Annotated in this window: 18 protein-coding genes; 17 read left to right on the forward strand and 1 reads right to left on the reverse strand. The window is 53.2% G+C overall.

Going from position 1 to position 17,829, the window contains the following annotated elements; genetic code table 11:
* Positions 1 to 64: 64 nt before the first annotated feature.
* From nadE to L2W58_RS01650, 12 genes are all read left to right on the forward strand, one after another.
* Complete coding sequence (gene nadE, locus L2W58_RS01595) at positions 65 to 805, forward strand: NAD(+) synthase (RefSeq protein WP_236101242.1); 741 nt, start codon at positions 65 to 67, stop codon at positions 803 to 805.
* A 36-nt stretch (positions 806 to 841) separates the two neighbouring features.
* Positions 842 to 1,588: a YebC/PmpR family DNA-binding transcriptional regulator gene (locus tag L2W58_RS01600; RefSeq protein ID WP_236101244.1), complete on the forward strand. Its 747-nt coding sequence runs from the start codon at positions 842 to 844 to the stop codon at positions 1,586 to 1,588.
* Between the two features lie 4 nt (positions 1,589 to 1,592).
* Positions 1,593 to 2,084 (forward strand): crossover junction endodeoxyribonuclease RuvC, encoded by a 492-nt coding sequence (ruvC, locus tag L2W58_RS01605; protein WP_338033054.1) that lies wholly within the window; start codon positions 1,593 to 1,595, stop codon positions 2,082 to 2,084.
* Positions 2,085 to 2,088: 4 nt separating this feature from the next.
* Complete coding sequence (gene ruvA, locus L2W58_RS01610) at positions 2,089 to 2,697, forward strand: Holliday junction branch migration protein RuvA (protein ID WP_236101247.1); 609 nt, start codon at positions 2,089 to 2,091, stop codon at positions 2,695 to 2,697.
* Positions 2,698 to 2,718: 21 nt separating this feature from the next.
* Entirely contained in the window at positions 2,719 to 3,744 is a 1,026-nt protein-coding gene (gene ruvB, locus L2W58_RS01615; protein ID WP_236101347.1) for a Holliday junction branch migration DNA helicase RuvB, read from the forward strand.
* The gene (locus L2W58_RS01620; protein WP_236101248.1) at positions 3,741 to 5,120 is read left to right on the forward strand and encodes a SpoIID/LytB domain-containing protein; all 1,380 of its coding nucleotides are present in this window, start codon (positions 3,741 to 3,743) and stop codon (positions 5,118 to 5,120) included. The genes ruvB and L2W58_RS01620 overlap by 4 nt, the downstream gene beginning before the upstream one ends.
* Before the next feature lie 54 nt (positions 5,121 to 5,174).
* The gene (queA, locus tag L2W58_RS01625; protein WP_236101249.1) at positions 5,175 to 6,209 is read left to right on the forward strand and encodes a tRNA preQ1(34) S-adenosylmethionine ribosyltransferase-isomerase QueA; all 1,035 of its coding nucleotides are present in this window, start codon (positions 5,175 to 5,177) and stop codon (positions 6,207 to 6,209) included.
* A 47-nt stretch (positions 6,210 to 6,256) separates the two neighbouring features.
* Positions 6,257 to 7,231: an endolytic transglycosylase MltG gene (gene mltG / locus L2W58_RS01630; RefSeq protein ID WP_236101250.1), complete on the forward strand. Its 975-nt coding sequence runs from the start codon at positions 6,257 to 6,259 to the stop codon at positions 7,229 to 7,231.
* A gap of 29 nt (positions 7,232 to 7,260) precedes the next feature.
* Complete coding sequence (locus tag L2W58_RS01635) at positions 7,261 to 8,397, forward strand: GTPase (protein WP_236101251.1); 1,137 nt, start codon at positions 7,261 to 7,263, stop codon at positions 8,395 to 8,397.
* A gap of 8 nt (positions 8,398 to 8,405) precedes the next feature.
* A complete protein-coding gene (locus L2W58_RS01640) occupies positions 8,406 to 9,761 on the forward strand; it encodes a TldD/PmbA family protein (protein ID WP_236101252.1) in 1,356 nt (451 codons plus the stop codon).
* 92 nt (positions 9,762 to 9,853) lie between these two features.
* Positions 9,854 to 12,112 carry an FtsK/SpoIIIE family DNA translocase gene (locus tag L2W58_RS01645; protein WP_236101253.1) on the forward strand — a complete coding sequence of 753 codons (2,259 nt, stop codon included), beginning with the start codon at positions 9,854 to 9,856 and terminating at the stop codon, positions 12,110 to 12,112.
* Positions 12,096 to 12,857 carry a thiamine diphosphokinase gene (locus tag L2W58_RS01650; RefSeq protein WP_236101254.1) on the forward strand — a complete coding sequence of 254 codons (762 nt, stop codon included), beginning with the start codon at positions 12,096 to 12,098 and terminating at the stop codon, positions 12,855 to 12,857. The genes L2W58_RS01645 and L2W58_RS01650 overlap by 17 nt, the downstream gene beginning before the upstream one ends.
* Positions 12,858 to 12,872: 15 nt before the next feature.
* Here the strand turns inward: L2W58_RS01650 and rpmB are convergent, their stop codons facing one another.
* Positions 12,873 to 13,067, reverse strand: a complete 195-nt coding sequence (gene rpmB / locus L2W58_RS01655; RefSeq protein ID WP_005662052.1) for a 50S ribosomal protein L28 — start codon at positions 13,065 to 13,067, stop codon at positions 12,873 to 12,875.
* A gap of 100 nt (positions 13,068 to 13,167) precedes the next feature.
* Here rpmB and xseB point away from each other — a divergent pair, with 100 nt between their 5' ends.
* Genes xseB through L2W58_RS01680 form a run of 5 tightly spaced genes read left to right on the forward strand, consistent with a single transcriptional unit; the run spans position 13,168 to position 17,825 of the window.
* Complete coding sequence (gene xseB, locus L2W58_RS01660) at positions 13,168 to 13,392, forward strand: exodeoxyribonuclease VII small subunit (RefSeq protein ID WP_236101255.1); 225 nt, start codon at positions 13,168 to 13,170, stop codon at positions 13,390 to 13,392.
* A gap of 43 nt (positions 13,393 to 13,435) precedes the next feature.
* A complete protein-coding gene (locus L2W58_RS01665) occupies positions 13,436 to 14,281 on the forward strand; it encodes a polyprenyl synthetase family protein (RefSeq protein ID WP_236101256.1) in 846 nt (281 codons plus the stop codon).
* 13 nt (positions 14,282 to 14,294) lie between these two features.
* Positions 14,295 to 16,160, forward strand: coding sequence for a 1-deoxy-D-xylulose-5-phosphate synthase (gene dxs / locus L2W58_RS01670; RefSeq protein WP_236101257.1), 1,866 nt, complete (start codon positions 14,295 to 14,297; stop codon positions 16,158 to 16,160).
* Positions 16,132 to 16,944: a TlyA family RNA methyltransferase gene (locus L2W58_RS01675; protein WP_236101258.1), complete on the forward strand. Its 813-nt coding sequence runs from the start codon at positions 16,132 to 16,134 to the stop codon at positions 16,942 to 16,944. The genes dxs and L2W58_RS01675 overlap by 29 nt, the downstream gene beginning before the upstream one ends.
* Positions 16,941 to 17,825 (forward strand): NAD(+)/NADH kinase, encoded by an 885-nt coding sequence (locus tag L2W58_RS01680; RefSeq protein WP_236101259.1) that lies wholly within the window; start codon positions 16,941 to 16,943, stop codon positions 17,823 to 17,825. Before L2W58_RS01675 ends, L2W58_RS01680 begins: the two co-directional genes overlap by 4 nt.
* The last annotated feature ends 4 nt before the right edge of the window (positions 17,826 to 17,829 follow it).

The raw sequence follows: 17,829 nt of genomic DNA on the forward strand, positions 1-17,829 counted from the left end.
ATCGTTCACTCCCGTATTGGGCCATGTGATACAATAGCGGGGCCATATAAAAGGAGGAGACACCATGGCAGAAACGAGAAAAAAGGCAGAAGAGATGGTGCGGATCATAGAGGACTGGCTTAGAGAGAAGATGGACGATGCCGGATGCGCCGGAGGAATCGTCGGGCTGAGCGGAGGAATAGACTCGGCAGTTGTGGCCGCTCTTCTCAAAAGAGTCTTCGGGGAGAATATGCTGGCGGTCAAGATGCCCTGTCACAGTCTATCCGAGGACGGTGATCATGCCGATCTTATGATCGATTCCTTTGACTTGCCATGGAGCTCGGTGGATCTATCGGATATATACGATCGTTTTACCGAAATATTGGACTTGGACGAAAAAAGCCTCGTCGCCGCCAACATAAAACCGAGATTGAGGATGACTACTCTTTACGCTTTGGCTCAGGATCGCAAATTTTTGGTCTGTGGCACGAGCAACAAGGCGGAGCTTACGGTAGGTTACTTCACCAAACACGGTGATTCAGGAGCCGACCTGCTCCCCTTGGCGGAACTCACCAAGGGGGAGGTCCGGGAGGTGGCTCGTTTTCTGGGAATACCTTCGATTATCGTGGAGAAAGCTCCCTCTGCCGGTCTATGGGAAGGCCAGACGGACGAAAAAGAGATGGGGCTTTCCTACGATCAGATAGACGAGTATATAATCAGAGGCGGTAAATGTGAAGTATCCGACGAGATCGACAGGAGATTTAAGATTACGGAGCACAAGAGGAAACTCCCCGAAGCTTGTACAGTTTTCGAGGATCGTATATAAAGAAACGGAAATTCAAAGCACGAGGTGATTTATCGTATGTCAGGACACTCGAAATGGGCCAATATCAAACACAGGAAGGCCGCACAGGACGCCAAAAGGGGAAACCTGTTTCAGAAACTCATCAAGGCCATCATAATAGCCGCTAAAGAGGGAGGCGGCGATCCGGCTACCAACATTCGTCTGAAAGCCGCTCTCGACAGGGCTAAGGCTGCAAGTGTTCCCTCTAACAACATAGAGAGAGCCATAAAGAGAGGCACCGGGGAGATAGAGGGAGCTACCTACGAAGAGCTGGCTTACGAGGGATACGGCCCCGAAGGCGTAGCCGTCATCGTGGAGTGCCTGACCGATAACAAAAACCGTACTACTCCTGAGATAAGGATGATCTTCGATCGAAACGGCGGATCTCTCGGAGCCACCGGCTGTGTGGCCTGGATGTTCGAGCGCAGAGGGGTCATAAACATCGGGGGGGACGACCTGAACGAGGAGGATCTGATGGAGGCCGCCCTGGAGGCCGGGGCAGAAGACGTGGAAAACGACGGAGGTTTCGTAGTCTATACGGATCCTTCCGTCGTGGACGAAGTCAAAGAAGATCTGGAGTCCAAGGGATTCGCCATAGATGAGGCGGAAAGCCAGCTCGTTCCGAAAACGACGGTAAAGATAACCAACCCCGACAAAGCCAGAAAGATCCTTAAGCTTATGGATCTTCTGGAAGGACACGACGACGTTCAGAACGTCTCCTCGAATTTTGACATTCCCGAAGAAATCATGGACCAGGTCGAGTGATCCGATTCGCTGTCTAGGGGTAGACCCTGGAATAGGCCGAATGGGCTTTGGGGTAGTTGAGCAAATCGGAAGTAAGTACAGGGCCTGTTCCTTCGGGTGTCTGGAAACCCCTTCCGACATGTCGGTACCTCAGAGGCTCGACGAGCTTTACAGAGGGTTGAGGGAGCAGATAAACGGCTGCTCCCCTCATTTTATGGCCGTGGAAAAACTGTATTTCGGGAGAAACACGACTACGGCTGAAAACGTATGGCAGGCCAGAGGGGTCGCTCTGCTTGTGGGAGCTCAAAATGATCTTTTCGTTCTGGAACCGAAACCTTCGGAGGCGAAGATAACCGTCTGCGGCGACGGCCGGGCGGAAAAGTCTCAGGTCCAGAGGATGGTCCAGGTCATATTGAGCCTAAAGGAGATTCCCCGACCGGACGATGCCGCCGACGCCTTGGCCATCGCCTTGGCGGGACTGGCCCTTTTGCCTACTTCCGCTATAGGGAGGAGATGATTCCATGTTGGCGATGGTTACCGGAACCGTGTTGAATGTTACCACCCAAATGGCCGTCGTCGACGTCTGCGGCCTCGGTTTCGAGATGCAGCTCAGCAGAAAAGCCTCTTCCCTGTGCAGCGTGGGGAAAGAGGTCTCTCTTCATTGTCACGTACAGTTCTCAGATGCCGGTCCCACCCTGTTCGGTTTTGCGGATGGACTGGAAAAGGCCGTTTTTCTGAGGTTGCTCTCTGTGAGGGGGATAGGAGGCAAGCTGGCGCTTCAGGTACTACAAGGGATGACGGCTGAGGCGGTCGTGCAGGCGGTCTCTTTCGGCGACCCCTCCAGCTTGACCGGAGTTCCCGGTATAGGCAAGAAAACGGCGGAGAGGATCTGCTTCGAGCTTCAGGAAAAGATGTCAGAAGGCCTTCCGGAAGGATCTACCGATAGCCTGAGGGAGATGGCCGTTCCCGACTCGGAAACCGTTATGGAGGCCCTTGAATCCCTGGGATTCCCGAGGCAGTCCTCTTCGGAAGCCCTGGCTACCATAGCTAAAAAGAGGGGCTCCGTCGATGGGTTGGGTGTAGAGGACCTCATCATGCTGGCGTTGAGGGAGCTGAACTCCGGAGCTTAGGAGGTGCGTTGATTGGAACGGATGGAAGACAGAATAGTGGATGTCTCCGAAAAAGACGACGATCTATCGCTGCGTCCTCTGTCGCTCGAGGATTTTACAGGGCAGGAACCCATAAAAAATAAGCTCAGGATTTACGTCAAGGCCGCCAGAAAGAGAGGGGAACCGTTGGATCATTCTCTGTTCTACGGCCCCCCCGGTCTTGGGAAAACCACCCTAGCAGGCATCATAGCCAGGGAAATGGGGGGAGATCTCAGGATAACCACAGGCCCTGCCCTGGAGAAAACCGGAGATCTCGCAGCCATACTCTCCAACCTTCAGGACAACGACGTCCTCTTCATCGACGAAATTCACAGGATGAACAGCAGTATCGAGGAGGTCCTCTACTCGGCTATGGAGGACTTCTCTTTGCATATCATAGTGGGGAAGGGCCCTCTGGCTAGGAACATATGTCTTTCTCTTCCAAAGTTCACCCTCGTGGGAGCTACCACCAGACTGGGATTGCTCACCTCGCCGCTTCGGGCCCGCTTCGGAATAGTGGAGCAGTTAAGCCTCTACTCTGCGGAAGAGCTTGCGTCGATAATATCCAGAGGAGCCGGGGTACTCAACGTCTCCATAGAGGGGGAGGCTGCCTTGCTTATCGCTGGTCGATCCAGAGGGACCCCCAGGATAGCTCTGAGGATCCTCAGGAGAGTCAGAGACGTGGCGGAGGTCGCGGGAGACGGAGTTATAACTCCTGCCATTGCCGAACGAGCCATGTCCATGTTGGGTCTGGACGGCTTCGGTCTCGACGACGGGGATCGAAGGATTCTGGAGGCATTGGTCGATCTTTTCTCCGGCGGCCCAGTCGGGTTGTCTACCGTTGCTGCGTCGTTAAACGAGGAATCTCAAACCGTGGAGGACATATACGAACCCTATCTGCTCCAGCTGGGACTTTTGGAGAGGACCCCCAGAGGAAGAAAGGCGACCGCGAGGACCTATGAATATCTTGGACGGCGACCTCCTCGTTCTTCTCAGTTGACCATACCTACAGAGGAGGATACAGAATGAAGCAGAATAGATATAGACTGACCGTCTTGTTTTTGACGGTTATCTCCTTCGTTTCCCTTTTTTTTACCTCTCCCGTACTTGCCAGCAGAGACATAAAGGTGGGGTTGGGCGAGGGGAAATCCACCGTGTCGCTCTATTCGTCAGCTCCGCTAAAGGCGTCGGATAAAAACGGAACGGTTATGTCCGGCAAAAAAGCGCTCTCTTTTTCCGTTTCAGGAAATCGCTTGATGTGCCAGGGGCGAACCATGGTCTCTCCCGTGACGATCATATCCTCGTCTCCCATAGTATACGAAAAGAGACCTTATCTAGGGTCTTTTTCTCTGATATCGATAGGCGGCAGGCTATCGGTGGTAAACGTCCTTGATATAGAGAGTTACCTGAGAGGCGTGCTTAAGATGGAGGCCAATCCCAAATGGCCCATGGAGGCGCTGAAGGTTCAGGCCATTATCTCCAGGACCTACGCCCTGAGATCCATAGGCCGTCACGGAGCCAAGGGGTACGATGTATGCGCCACCCCTCACTGTCAGGCCTATAGGGGGATAAACGCCCATGATCCTGTGACGGACCGAGCCGTAAGAGAGACGAAAGGCATGGTGGTGAAATACGGGGGGACTCTGGCCAAGACCTTCTTTCACTCAGACAGTGGAGGTACGACTGCATCAGTGGAAGACGTCTGGGGAGGCTCCATTCCCTATCTTCGATCCGTGAAGGATCCTGTACCCTCCAACTCCCCTCACTCCAGGTGGTCGATCAGCCTTAGCGGATCTCAGTTGGGCAAGGCACTCGCCAGAGGCGGCTATTCCATCGGAAGCGTCACAGATATTAAGATAAACTCGCTGGACGGTTCGGGCAGAGTGCTCTCGATGACCCTTAGGGGAACGAAGGGCAGCAAGACAATGTCCGGTCATCGCTTCCGTATGGCCGTGGGAAGCAAGATCGTAAAGAGCACGGCGTTCAAGATAGTGTCCGGGACCCAAAGCCAGGCTTTCGATTCGATCAAGTCGAAAAAAGACTCGGCAAGGTCGGACGAGGGGCTGACCTTAGAGGAAGAGTCTTTGATAATGACTCTGACCAAACAGGGAGCTTTCTCCTCGGAAGAGCTGATAGCCATGTTGGTCGATCCGGCTAAAAAAAGGGAACTTTTGGATCAGAGGCGAGGAACCGTGACTCGAAATGCCCCGAATCCATCTCCTTTTCCCAGTAGCGGTTATTCCCGGTCCAACGGGACCTTCATCTTAGAGGGGACGGGCTGGGGACATGGGGTCGGTTTATCTCAGTGGGGGGCTAGAGCCCTGGCTTTGGCCGGATGGGACGCCAAAAGGATAGTGGAGTACTATTATCCCGGTACGGTAGTCACGTCGAACGGTCTCCGATAGAGATCTGTTTCATATAGGGATGTAACGTAAAAAACTGGAGGTTCGTTCTTTTTCATGGAAGAAAACATATTCAAGGTATCCTCTTACGATTACCGACTGCCGGAGGAACTCATAGCTCAAAACCCTGCAGATCCTAGGGATAGCTCTCGGCTGATGGTGCTCTCCAGAGAGGATGGAAGCCTGGATCACAGGGGCTTTTCCGATCTTGTAGAATATCTAAGGTCTGACGACGTTTTGGTGAGGAACGATACCAAGGTTATGGCAGCTCGACTGAAGGGCAAAAAGGTCGAGGGAGAGGCTGAGGCCGAGATTCTGGTGCTTTCCAGATTATCCGAACAGACCTGGGAGGCTATGGTACGCCCGGGTAGAAGGCTGAAACCGGGAGTCTCTGTTCAGCTTTCCGATGGGACCATTGTCAAGGTGGACGGTATCAGGCCAGAGGGGCTGAGATCTGTGACCTTCCCTGATGACGTGGATGTTCCATCTCTTTTAGATGAAGTGGGGACCGTACCTCTTCCTCCCTACATAACCAACTCGAAGGCCTCACCCGAGGCCTATCAGACAGTCTTCGCCAACAAAATAGGCTCTGCTGCGGCCCCTACCGCCGGCCTACACTTTACCCCGGGGCTTATAGAGAGGATAGAGAAAAAGGGTGTCGAGATACTGGACGTAACCCTCCAGGTGGGATTGGGAACCTTTAGACCGGTGAAGGAGGAGGACCTGAGGCATCATCCGATGCATCGGGAGAGGTGTCAGATCTCTTCCTATACAGCCGATCGTATAAACGAAGCGAAGGCTCAAGGACGACGAATAGTGGCCGTAGGGACCACATCGGTCAGGACCTTGGAGTCCATGGTGGATTCTGAAGTCTTACTTTCCGGAGAGAGGGATACGTCTTTGTTCATATATCCGGGGTTCGAATTTAAGATAGTGGACGCTATGATCACCAATTTTCACCTACCTCAAAGCACCTTGTTGATGCTGGTCTCCGCTTTCGCTGGTCGAGAGAGGACGTTGAACGCCTATAAAGAAGCGGTGTCTATGAAGTACCGCTTCTTTTCCTTTGGCGATGCGATGTTTATATACTGATGGCTCCGATGAAGGTAAAAAAGAAGCTGCTTTTTAGATGTTTTTGTATGGTTTCCTTGATCGTATCCATATCGGCGGCGACGTTGTGGCTTATGTTTCCCGATTGGTGGTACGATGTATGTGTTATGTCCTTCCGTTCGTCTCCTGCGGTTGATTTTAGGATTTCCCCCGGGATGAGGGCATCTCAAATAGCGGAGGATCTCGTCGACGAAGGGATATCTGTCAGCAAGGGGAATCTGGTTCGTTTTATGGTCCGATCCGGACTGGACAGAAAACTAAGACCGGGACTTTACAGCCTGATCCCAGGGCCCAGCTGGAGGGTCGTGGAACAACTGTTAAACCAGGAGCCGTTGCAGTTCAAGATAACCTTGATTCCCGGAACTCCACTGGACGACTATTTCCCATTCGAGGAAAATTCCGTATCCAGAGACGACGAAATCCAGCTTTCCAAGAGCTTTTTCCCCGGAGAGATGGTGGACCTTTTGCCGTCCATGCCCGCTTACAGGGCGGCCTATCTTCTCCCCGAGACATATCACCTACCGGAACTGAGTCCGGAATTTCTTGTCTCTCAGGCCTCGAGCCTATGGTGGAATTTGCTTGGAAAACGGATGCCAAAAGCATCCAAAGACGTCTTCGATCTTGCCATAAAGGCATCCCTGGTGGAGAGGGAATCCCTTAAAGACGAGGAACGTACCGTGATCGCCGGGGTCATAGAAAACAGATTAAAAAGAGGGATGCCCTTGCAGATAGACGCCACCGTTGTCTATGCCTTGAAACTTAATGGACGAGACGTCAAGAGGGTGTCCTACGAGGACCTGAAGGTCGATTCCCCTTACAACACCTACAGGATACCGGGGTTGCCGCCTTCTCCGATATGCATACCCTCGGCTGCATCGTGGGAAGCGGTGTTATCGCCGGATGAACACGGTTATCTCTACTATGTGGCGGACGGCACGGGAGGTCATATCTTCTCCTGTACCTATGAACAGCATAGAAGGGCCATAAGGAAGGTACGTAATTGACGATCCGAAAGATCGAGGAGGGGAACCTCATGGAAGAATTAAAGGATAAGAGATGTCCCGGGTGTGGTGCCCGTTTTCAGAGAAACGATCCGGATGGGGCAGGCTATCTTCCGGAGGGTAAGGACCCCGACGGTAACGTAATATGCAAAAGATGCTTTCAGATGAAACACTACGGGGTTTTCAAAAAGGCCTCCATAAAGGACAGTTCGATTAAACGAGACATCTCCAGGGAGGTCTCTGGGTGTTCCGCAATCTTTCTCGTAGTGGACATATGTCAGTTCGAGATATCCTCCAGTGCCTTGGACTGGGTAGCCGACCTCAACAAGCCGGTTTTCGTCGTTATAAATAAATGCGACGTCCTATCCAAATGGATCGCTCTAGGAGAAATAGCCTCCTGGGCATCCGAAAGGCTATCGGTACCGCTCCATAGGATATACCCTCTGTCCGCCTTGAACCGGAAATCCGTCAGAGATCTTAGAAATAGGATAGAGGATGCCTTCCCTCCGGGAAGTAAAATATTGCTTCTAGGAACCACTAACGTAGGGAAAAGCACTCTTCTGAGCGAACTGACGGGGGACGATACTCCTACTATCTCCCGGCTCCCTGGAACGACTTTAGGGATAACCCAGGTAAAGAGTCGCCATAGCGCTATCACCTACGTAGACGTGCCTGGATTGAAGGAGGTCAACCCATGGCTAGGGAAGCTGTGCGCTGACTGCCTGACCGGGCTGATACCACAAAAAAAACTTCAGAGTTATTCCACCGTGCTTAAGCCGGGACAATGTCTGTCTTTAGGGGCTATAGGCTGGTTTGTCGTAGACGGTGCGGGAGAGCGAGGATGGATAAAGGTGGATGCCTTTGCCGCCGACGAGATGATCTTCCATCGGACTACCGAGAATCGATTGCATGAACTTCTGGCTCCCTACAGGGAGGACCTTTTCTCTCTTCCCTGTTCGAGTTGCTGGGCCTCTCTGGAGGGCCCCGACTACGTCGAATACAGGGAGGATTTTCACGTCGGCCTCGATGTAGTCTTGCCTGGATGTGGCTGGTTTTCCGTCCGGAGCGGTTACGGTAACGGTAGATTTTACCTCCCCAAGGGGATCTCTCCTATACTGAGGCCCGCTCTCGTTCCGAGTCAAAAGGATAGAAAAGGACAATCTCGATGACTGTTTTTATGGATTCATTGAGGGATTATTGGTCCTCCCTATGTTCCCGATCTGAAATAGTTCTTGGGGATCTTTACCTACAGAGCTCTTCAGGGCATCATATGACTTTGGACGATGGACGGTTGGAGGACATAGGCTCCTCCAGCTCCTCTGGAATAGGGGCGAGACTCCTCAGGGGGGAGGAGACTATATACGCCAGCAGGAACGGTACCGATGGAAATGCCTTAAAAACAGTGATGGAAGAGATATCCACCCTAAGGGGTTGCGGCGCAGGTAGGGCCCCTGAGGGTGACAGTCTACTGGCAATCCCCGTGTTGCCCTCTGTGGCGATGGGGGATGAACTGATCAGGCTCGATAGGAAAATCCGATCTCTGTCGTCCAAGGTGGCTCAGGTGAGTCTAGCTTTTTCGTCTTCGGAGAAAAACGTTCTCATAATTCGAGAGGACGGTTCCGTCTGTAGAGATAAAAGACGTTATTCCATGTACAGCGTCAACGTAGTGGCCGAGAAAGACGGATATCTTCAGACCGGATCGAGGGTAGTAGCCCAGATGACCGATATCGACGGTCTTTTAAGGAAACACGATCTGGACGAGATCGCCTCGGAGGCCTTGCGAACAGCCGAAACCATGTTGGAGGCCACCCTGTGCCCTGCCGGAGCCATGGACGTCGTCTTCGCCGGAGAGGCGGGAGGTACCATGATTCATGAAGCCTGCGGCCACGGAATGGAAGCCGATATAGTCGAAAAGGATTTCTCTGTTTATAGGGGTAGGATAGGAGAGACCATAGCATCTCCTTCCGTCACGATCGTCGACGATGGCTCTATCCCCGGTCTGTACGGAAGCTTTGAGGTCGACGATGAGGGGACTCCCTCGAGAAGAAACGTCCTGGTCGACAAAGGGGTGCTCAAGGCCTATATGACCGATAGACAGACCTCAGAGAGGGTCGGCTTCCCCTTGACGGGCAACGGCAGGAGGTCGTCCTACAGAGTGCCCCCTCAGGTCAGAATGAGCAATACCTTCGTGGAGCCGGGAGAGATCGCTATGGATGAGCTACTGGGGGCGGTCGACAACGGTTTGCTGGTAAGACAGATGGGCGGAGGAGAGGTCAATCCTACCTCCGGTGATTTCGTCTTTCACGTCACCGAAGGGTATCTGGTCAAAAGAGGCAAGGTGACCGTTCCGGTAAGAGGTGCCATATTGACCGGCAACGGCCCTGATGTCCTTCGACGTGTCGTCGGAGTCGGAACGGATCTTCGATTCCTTCCCGGTATGTGCGGGAAGGGTGGTCAGAGTGTCCCCGTAACGGACGGACAACCGGCCCTTTTAGTTGAAAATATAACCGTGGGAGGGAGTTCGACAGATTAATGCCCTTGAATAACGAACAGGATCAAGATCGCGTGATCATAAGAAGAAAGAAAAGAAGATCGGGGAGAAAAAACGAGAAAACCGGAGGAGTTTTGGCCCTCCGTCTGTTTTTCATGCTTTCCTTTTTTCTAGTCGTCTACTTGGTCGGAACCCTCGTCTGTCCTTGGACCGGACTTTGGGGGCGGTCTTTAGGGGACTTCATCCTGGGTCTTTTCGGAGGATCCACGGTGATACCCTTGCTCTTTCTGGCCTATTCTCTTTTTGCCCTCGGGACCGGTAGAAAGATAACCTCCCCTCTAAGGCAGATCGGAGGGACCGGGCTTCTCTTTATCTGTGGGGCCATCTTGACCGGGATAATGTCCATGACCGGTCCTCAGCCCAGAATTCTGACCCCGGGCATCATGGGAACCATGCTGGCAGGGTTGTCGGTAGAATGGGTCGGAGCCTTGGGCACACTGATAGTAGGTATTTCCTTGACGGTGTTGTCGGCCTACCTCTACGGTATCTCTACAATTAGGTTCGAGGCCGTTCTCGGCTGGATTCAGGGCATGATACTTCGGTTTAGGGCGAGACTGCCAAAGAGGCCGCTTTCCGATGGATACGACCCCTCCGAAGACGTATCGTTGGACTGGGAAGACGATCCGCTTCCAGAGATATCCATAAGGACGGTGTCCTCCGATAATTCGGACGAACGTCTCAATGACGACCCATATGAGGACCAGGAGGAAGAGAAGCTCCCCGTAGAGGGATGTCAAGAAGAGATTCTTTGCGAAGACGACGAGGATGATTTTTTCTCCTCCGATGAGAAAGATGACCAGGAAAAACGATCCTTTTCCGACGCATCTCCCGCCTACCGCGAAGAGGACCACGAGTTGGACGATGACGAAATCGACGAGGAAGATCTCCCGGAGGAGGAGACTGATCCTACCGGTCCATTTCCTCCGCCGATGGATCTTTTCGGACCAGGAGAGACCGGAGACCCTAGAAACGATCCGATGATACTCCGCCAGAAGGGTTTGGACATAGTGAGCGCTCTTTCTAGTTTCGGAGTGGACGCCGAGTTGGCCCATACCGTCGAGGGACCTACTGTCATACAGTATCAGATCCAATTGGCTCCGGGGGTGAAGGTCAGCAAGGTCGCTGGACTGAGCAAGGATATCGCAGTTGCCCTGGCTGTCCCGTCTTTGAGGGTGGAAGCCCCCATCCCAGGGACATCCTACGTAGGCATCGAGGTTCCCAACAAGAAAAGGCGCCCTGTGACGCTCCGTTCCGTGATGGAATCCGGAGAATTCTCCGATTCTGACGTGATACTCCCTCTCCCCCTGGGATTTCGTGTAGACGGATCCCCCTTGGTGGTGGGATTAGAGGAACTTCCTCATCTCCTGGTAGCTGGGACGACCGGTTCGGGTAAAAGCGTCTTCGTCACGAGCTGTATAACCGCCATGTGCGCTAGCAGGACACCTGCGGAGCTGCGTTTTATACTGGTCGATCCCAAGCGAGTCGAGATGGCTATATACGAAAAACTTCCTCACGTCTTGGCAAAGCCGATCGTGGATCCCCAAAAGGCGATACACGCTTTAGGTTGGGCTGTCCGCGAGATGGAGAGACGATACGAGGTCTTTGCCAGAACAAGGGTGCGTCAGCTGTCGGGCTACAATCAAAAGGTGCTCCCGAAAGACAGGCTGCCCCATATAGTGATCGTGGTGGACGAGTTGGCCGATTTGATGTTCACCGCCTCCAAAGAGGTGGAGGATTTTATCTGTCGCCTGGCTCAGATGGCTCGAGCTACCGGTATCCACCTGATATTGGCTACCCAGAGGCCTTCCGTCAACGTCATCACGGGGTTGATAAAGGCCAACGTCCCCGCCAGAGTGGCTTTTACCCTTCCGTCACAGACCGATTCCAGGACGATAATCGACGTAACGGGAGCACAGCAGCTTTTGGGTAAGGGCGATATGCTGTTTTCCAGCACTAAATTCCCGAGACCCATAAGGATCCAGTCTCCTTTTATAGACGAGGATACCACCTTACAGGTCATAGACTCTCTTCGACGTTCTTTTGGGGATCCCGAATACGTTGAGCTCGAGGACCAACAAAATGGCAAAAAAGGAGGCAACGTTGACTTCTCCTACGACGATAGACTGGAAGAGGCGATCAGGCTCGTTCTCGGCAGTGGAATCGCCTCGGCCAGCAGGTTACAAAGACAGATGCGGGTAGGATTTACCAGGGCCGCCAGGATGATAGATACCATGGAACAGATGGGAATCATAGGTCCTCAAGACGGATCTAAACCCAGGGAGATCTACGTCGACGAAGAAAGGGCGGAGGAAATACTTGAGGAATATCTCTGATGACGAGGGGAGAAACGCCGTCGAACTGCCTCAGGTAGACCTGTTTTTAGAGGGTCTTCACGAACGACGGAGAGGAAGGGTCATGGTCGCAGGAGGCAGAAAGCCGATATCTTCCTGGCTCGAAGACCTCTGCCGCGAACGAGAATTATGGGCGGTGGATTCCGGTGCCGATTCCTGCGTGAAGGCAGGTATCGTCCCCGATCTATGTCTAGGCGATTTCGACAGTCTATCTTGTTGTTCCCTCGATTGGCTGCAAAAAAAAAATGTCCCGTTGGAACGACATCCCGCCGACAAGGACCTTACGGATTTTCAGTTGGCCGTAGATAGGTCTAGGCGAGACCCGTCAGGATATCTTATAATAACCGGATGTTGGGGAGGGCGATTCGACCATCTTTGGAGTTTGGTGATGACTGCCTTCGAGACGGATATCTCCACACATACCCCCGTCATCTTAGCCGATCACAGAGAGCTGATGTTTTTCTTGAAGGAAGGGGAGTCCTGTACGGTCTCCCTGAAAGGCAAAAGGCTGCCTAAGGCACTGTCACTTCTGGCCCTGTCCGACAAGGCGGAGGGAGTTTCGGTCTCCGGAGTGAAGTGGCCTCTCTCGAGAGCCTCTCTGAGGAGAGAGACTCCCTATGCTGTAAGCAACGTGCCCTTGCCTGAGGTAGAGGAAGTACCCGTCAGCCTTGAGAAGGGGGCTTTAGGGGTCTACATCACCTGGGAAGATGAAGGGGATTTTTCCTAAAAAGGAAGCGGGCCCCTAGAGGGCCCGCTTAACCTTACCGGAACGAAGACAGCGAGAACATATGCGAAGCTTTCTCGTCTCACCGGCACCGAGATCAACCCTAACGGAATGAAGGTTGGGAAGCCAGCGCCTGCGGGTCTTCCTGTGGGAGTGACTTACGGAGTTGCCCGTTACCGGCCCCTTTCCGCAACAGTCGCACACCTTAGACATGATATAGTGGCCTCCTTACATAGGTTCAAATCGACTGGAGCATTGTATCATAGAAGAGCCGAAAGGGGCAACGATTCTTTACAGCTAGGGGAGTGTAAATATGAGATTTTCCGAAAAGATGGCCCTTTTAGAGGAAATCGTACATAAACTGGAGACGGAAAAACTTCCTTTGGAGGATTCTCTGGAGCTTTTCGAACGAGGGGTATCCTTGGTCTCCGAGGCTAAGGGTTTTCTCTCCGAAGCTGAACAGCGCATATCCATGGTTACCGATAAAGGGCGGGAACCAGTTGTATTGGAAGGGGCAACGAAAGATGGTGAACTCTGATATCCTGAAAATAGAGCTGAAAGATAAAAAAGAGATTTTTGAGATGTATATGGGAAATTGGGTAAAATCTCGCCCCGAGGGCGTTCCTCCTCGTATGTGGGATGCCATGGTCTACTCTCTCAAGGTGGGAGGCAAGAGGCTTCGTCCCGTGCTCTGTATGGCGGCCTCAGAGCTTTTAGGAGGAACGTCCGACCTGGTTCTCCCCATGGCCTTGGCCTTGGAGATGGTCCACACCGCGTCTTTGATACACGACGATCTTCCCGCCATGGACGACGACGTCCTCCGAAGAGGACAGCCTACAAATCACGTCGTCTATGGCGAAGCCTTGGCCATACTGGCGGGGGACGCCCTTCTATGTCAGGCTTTCGAGCTTCCTCTGACCGAGCTTTCCTCGGAGATTCCCAGAGGAAACGTTGTCAAGGCGGTGGCTCACTTCGCCAGATCGATCGGCCCTGGCGGAATATGCGGAGGGCAGGTGCTGGATATGGAGTCGGAGGGATCCGAAGAGGGCTGTAGTTCTCCTACGGAGATATCTACCTTGAAGACGGCCGCTTTGATCAGGACGTCTCTGATCACAGGGGCCATCCTGTCGGGAGGAAGTGTCGAGGATCTAGATGCTTTGGAGAGCTACGGTCTGGAACTCGGAGTGGCTTTTCAGATAGCCGACGATATACTGGACGTGAAGGGCGATCAAGAGGAGCTTGGCAAATCTCTGGGAAAAGACGAAGCTCACGGCAAGAGGACGTTCGTGAGCGATCTCGGCATGGAAGGCGCTATGAGGAGACTGAAGGAGAGGACCGAACGGGCTATATCGTCGTTGGATCGGTTTGGAGAGAGTAGCATCTTCCTCAGAGAACTGGCCCTCTATCTGGAACACCGGACCAGATGAAAGGAGATCGGTCATGTCTATACTCGAAAACATGGAAGGACCGGATGAACTGGAGAGATTAAGCTATGCGGATGTAGACGTCCTCTGTCAAGACGTCAGGGATATGATAACTGACGTGGTATTCGAAAACGGTGGGCATCTCGCCTCGTCCCTCGGAGCGGTGGAGCTGACGGTATCGATATTGAGGAACTTCGATCCTTACAGCGATCGAATCGTATTCGACGTGGGACATCAGACATATCCCTACAAGATACTGACCGACAGGAAGGATCGTTTCCACTCGGTCCGAAGTCTGGGGGGAATCAGCGGCTTTCCCAAGAGATCCGAGAGTCCCTGCGACCATTTCGACGTGGGACACAGCAGCACATCCCTGTCCGCTGCTTTAGGCTACGCAAAGGCCAGAGACCTCCTGAAGGAAGATCACGAGGTCGTGGCGATAATAGGGGATGGTTCCATAATAAACGGGATGGCTTTCGAGGCTTTGAACCACCTCAAGGAAGCGGATACCAAGGTAATATTCGTCCTGAACGATAACGACATGGCTATAAGCCCCAGAATCGGTGGCGCTGCGAACCATTTCGCTCACCTCAGCGCCAATCCCTACTACCGCAAGTTCAAGAAGGCCATCAAGGAGTGTTGCAAAGGCATCCCTAAGGGGGAGACCATTGAGCACATCTTGGGGAAGGCAAAGGATCAGATAAAAAGCCTGGTGAAGCCGGAAAACATCTTCGATTCCCTTGATATAGATTACTGGGGGCCTTTCGACGGACACTCGGTGGAGGAGATGGACTTGATCTTCTCCCTCGCAAAGAAGTTCGATAAATCGGTGCTGATCCATCTCATAACCCAAAAGGGAAGAGGTCTCGAGATCGCAGAGAGGGAGCCGAGCGTTTATCACGGAGTCCCTTCCGCCCTATCCCGGTTGAAGAAGGCCTCAAAAAGCTGGAGTCAGGCCGTAGCGGACGAAATCGGAGATCTGGCGGAAAGGGATCCTCGTGTCGTGGCCCTCACCCCTGCGATGAAAGAAGGATCTAAGCTCAACGGTTTTGCGGAAAGCTTTCCCGATCGTTTTTTCGACGTGGGGATAGCCGAAGAACACATGGTTACCATGGCCGCCGGAATGGCGGCAGGGGGGCTTAAACCGGTCGCTTTCATATATTCCACCTTTCTTCAAAGGGCGATGGATCAGATGGCCCTGGACGTCTGCCTCCAAAATCTACCGGTCTTATTTGCCATAGACCGAGCCGGCATGGTCGGAGAGGACGGAGAGACCCATCAGGGACTCTTCGATATCGGATGGTGTCGAATGATACCGAACCTGGTCGTTCAGGCTCCCAGAGATCTGGTGGATCTTAAAGCCATGATCGCCGAAGCGATGAATAGAGATGGGCCTACCGCTATAAGGTACCCCAGAGGAGCGGTGGTTACCTCTCTTTGTCGAGAGGGATCGATATCGGTGCAGGGGCTTAAGGCGGAAATACTCTATCCCTCGCTGGGAGAGGTCACCTATATGGGCATAGGGAAGACAGTGAATTTCCTAGCCCAGGCCAGAGACGAGGCCATAAGGAGGCTTTATCCTTCTCCTGGCCTGGTGGATCTGAGAACCATCGCCCCTCTGGACTATGAGACCCTGGATCCCCTTCTTCTGAGAGGCGGCACTGTGGTAACCGCCGAGGATGGCTATCTGGACGGAGGCATAGGAGAGGCTATAGCGGCCAGAGCTGCGGAGCTCAACGCCGACGTGTCCATTCACCGTATGGGAGTGAAAAAAGCCTTCCTTCCTCATGGGACGGTTGAGGATCAATGGGATATATGTGGCATGACCCTGGAGAAGGCGGTGTCTTTTTGCGGTGAAAAAACGGAAAGAAAGACTGGATAAAAGGATGGTCGAGCTGGGTCTCTCAGAGACGAGAAGTCGAGCTCAGGCCGTTATCATGAGCGGCGAGGTACTGTTGAACGGCGAGGTCGCGGATAAGGCCGGTACTCCTGTAGACCTGGATGACCTGGTCGAACTTAAAGCCAAAGGGCGCACGGAGTGGGCAAGTCGTGGAGCTTACAAACTTCTGGGAGGATTGGAGGCTTTTCCCGTGTCTCCAGAGGGTAGGGTCTGTCTGGATGTAGGGGCTTCCACCGGAGGCTTTACCGATGTCCTGCTTTCCAGAGGGGCGGAAAAGGTCTATGCCGTGGACGTGGGGTACGGGCAGCTTCATTGGAGGTTGAGGACCGACCCCAGGGTCGTCATAATGGAGAGGACGAACGCGAGGTACATCGTCCCGGAGGATTTCTCGCCTCTGCCGTCACTGGCCGTCATGGACGCCTCTTTCATCTCGATAAGGCTCCTGCTACCTGCGCTCGAGAGGATCCTTCCCGACGGCGGAGAGATCTTGACCTTGGTAAAGCCTCAATTCGAGGCAGGGCGAGATAGGATCGGGAAGGGTGGAGTGGTGAAATCGTCCAAGCTACATTTGGATATCCTGAGAGAACTGAACGACTTCATCTCTTCCGATACGAACCTGGGGCTTCGTGGCTGTATCCCATCTCCCATAAAAGGCCCCAAGGGGAACGTAGAATTCCTTTTTTATCTAGTTAAGGGGGTTCCATCGCTCTCCGTTGACCTGGCAGCCGAGGTTGAAAAAGCCCACGAGGGGGAAATGGACGGATGACCCAGAATAAGGTCTTGGGACTTATCGTCAATACCCAGAAACCGAAGGCTATAGAGACTGCTATTAAGCTTTTGCGCTGGGCACCGGAAAACGGAATAACGTTTAGACTTCCGCCTATGGAAGCCTCCGTGTTGGGAATGCCGGTAAACGACAGAGGCTGGAAGGACGGCATATCCGTGGCGATCGTCATAGGGGGAGACGGTACGTTTCTTAGGGCCGCCCGTTATGTATTGGACGATCATATAGCCCTTTACGGAGTAAACCTGGGACGCCTAGGCTTTCTCGCCGCCGGTGACAGGGAAAACGTGAAAGACGACGTCCTCAAAATAGTCGCCGGAGACTATCAGATCCAAAGAAGACAGCTCATGCTAGGCGAACTCTATCGATCGAATCACAGGGAGCATGTCCTATACGCCCTCAACGACCTGGTCCTGACCAAGGGGGCCCTCGCCAGGGTAATGGAGGTCGATATCAAGGTCTGCGGCAAGCCGACCAGCGTCCTCAGGGCGGACGGCATAATAGCCTCGACTCCGACCGGGTCGACGGCATATGCTCTATCGGCGGGAGGACCGATAGTACCTCCTCACGTACCCTGCATGATCATGGCCCCCATATGCGCCCATACTCTCTATGCCAGGCCCATGGTGCTCGGTCCGGAGGACGTCCTGACCCTCTCTCCTAAGGGAGAGAGTCGTGACCTCACCCTCACACAGGACGGCCAATTGGGGTACGAGATACTTCCGGGAGACAGGATAGACATAAGTTTGGCCAAAAACAAGGCGGTAGACACCCTTTGGCTGCCTGGAAGGGACTACTACGACCTTTTAAGTAAAAAACTCATGTGGGGACAGACCTTCTACGTCTCCGACGGCGAGGAGTGATCTC

It is taken from the genome of Dethiosulfovibrio faecalis (assembly GCF_021568795.1).
In the GTDB taxonomy this organism is placed as follows: Bacteria; Synergistota; Synergistia; order Synergistales; family Dethiosulfovibrionaceae; genus Dethiosulfovibrio; species Dethiosulfovibrio faecalis.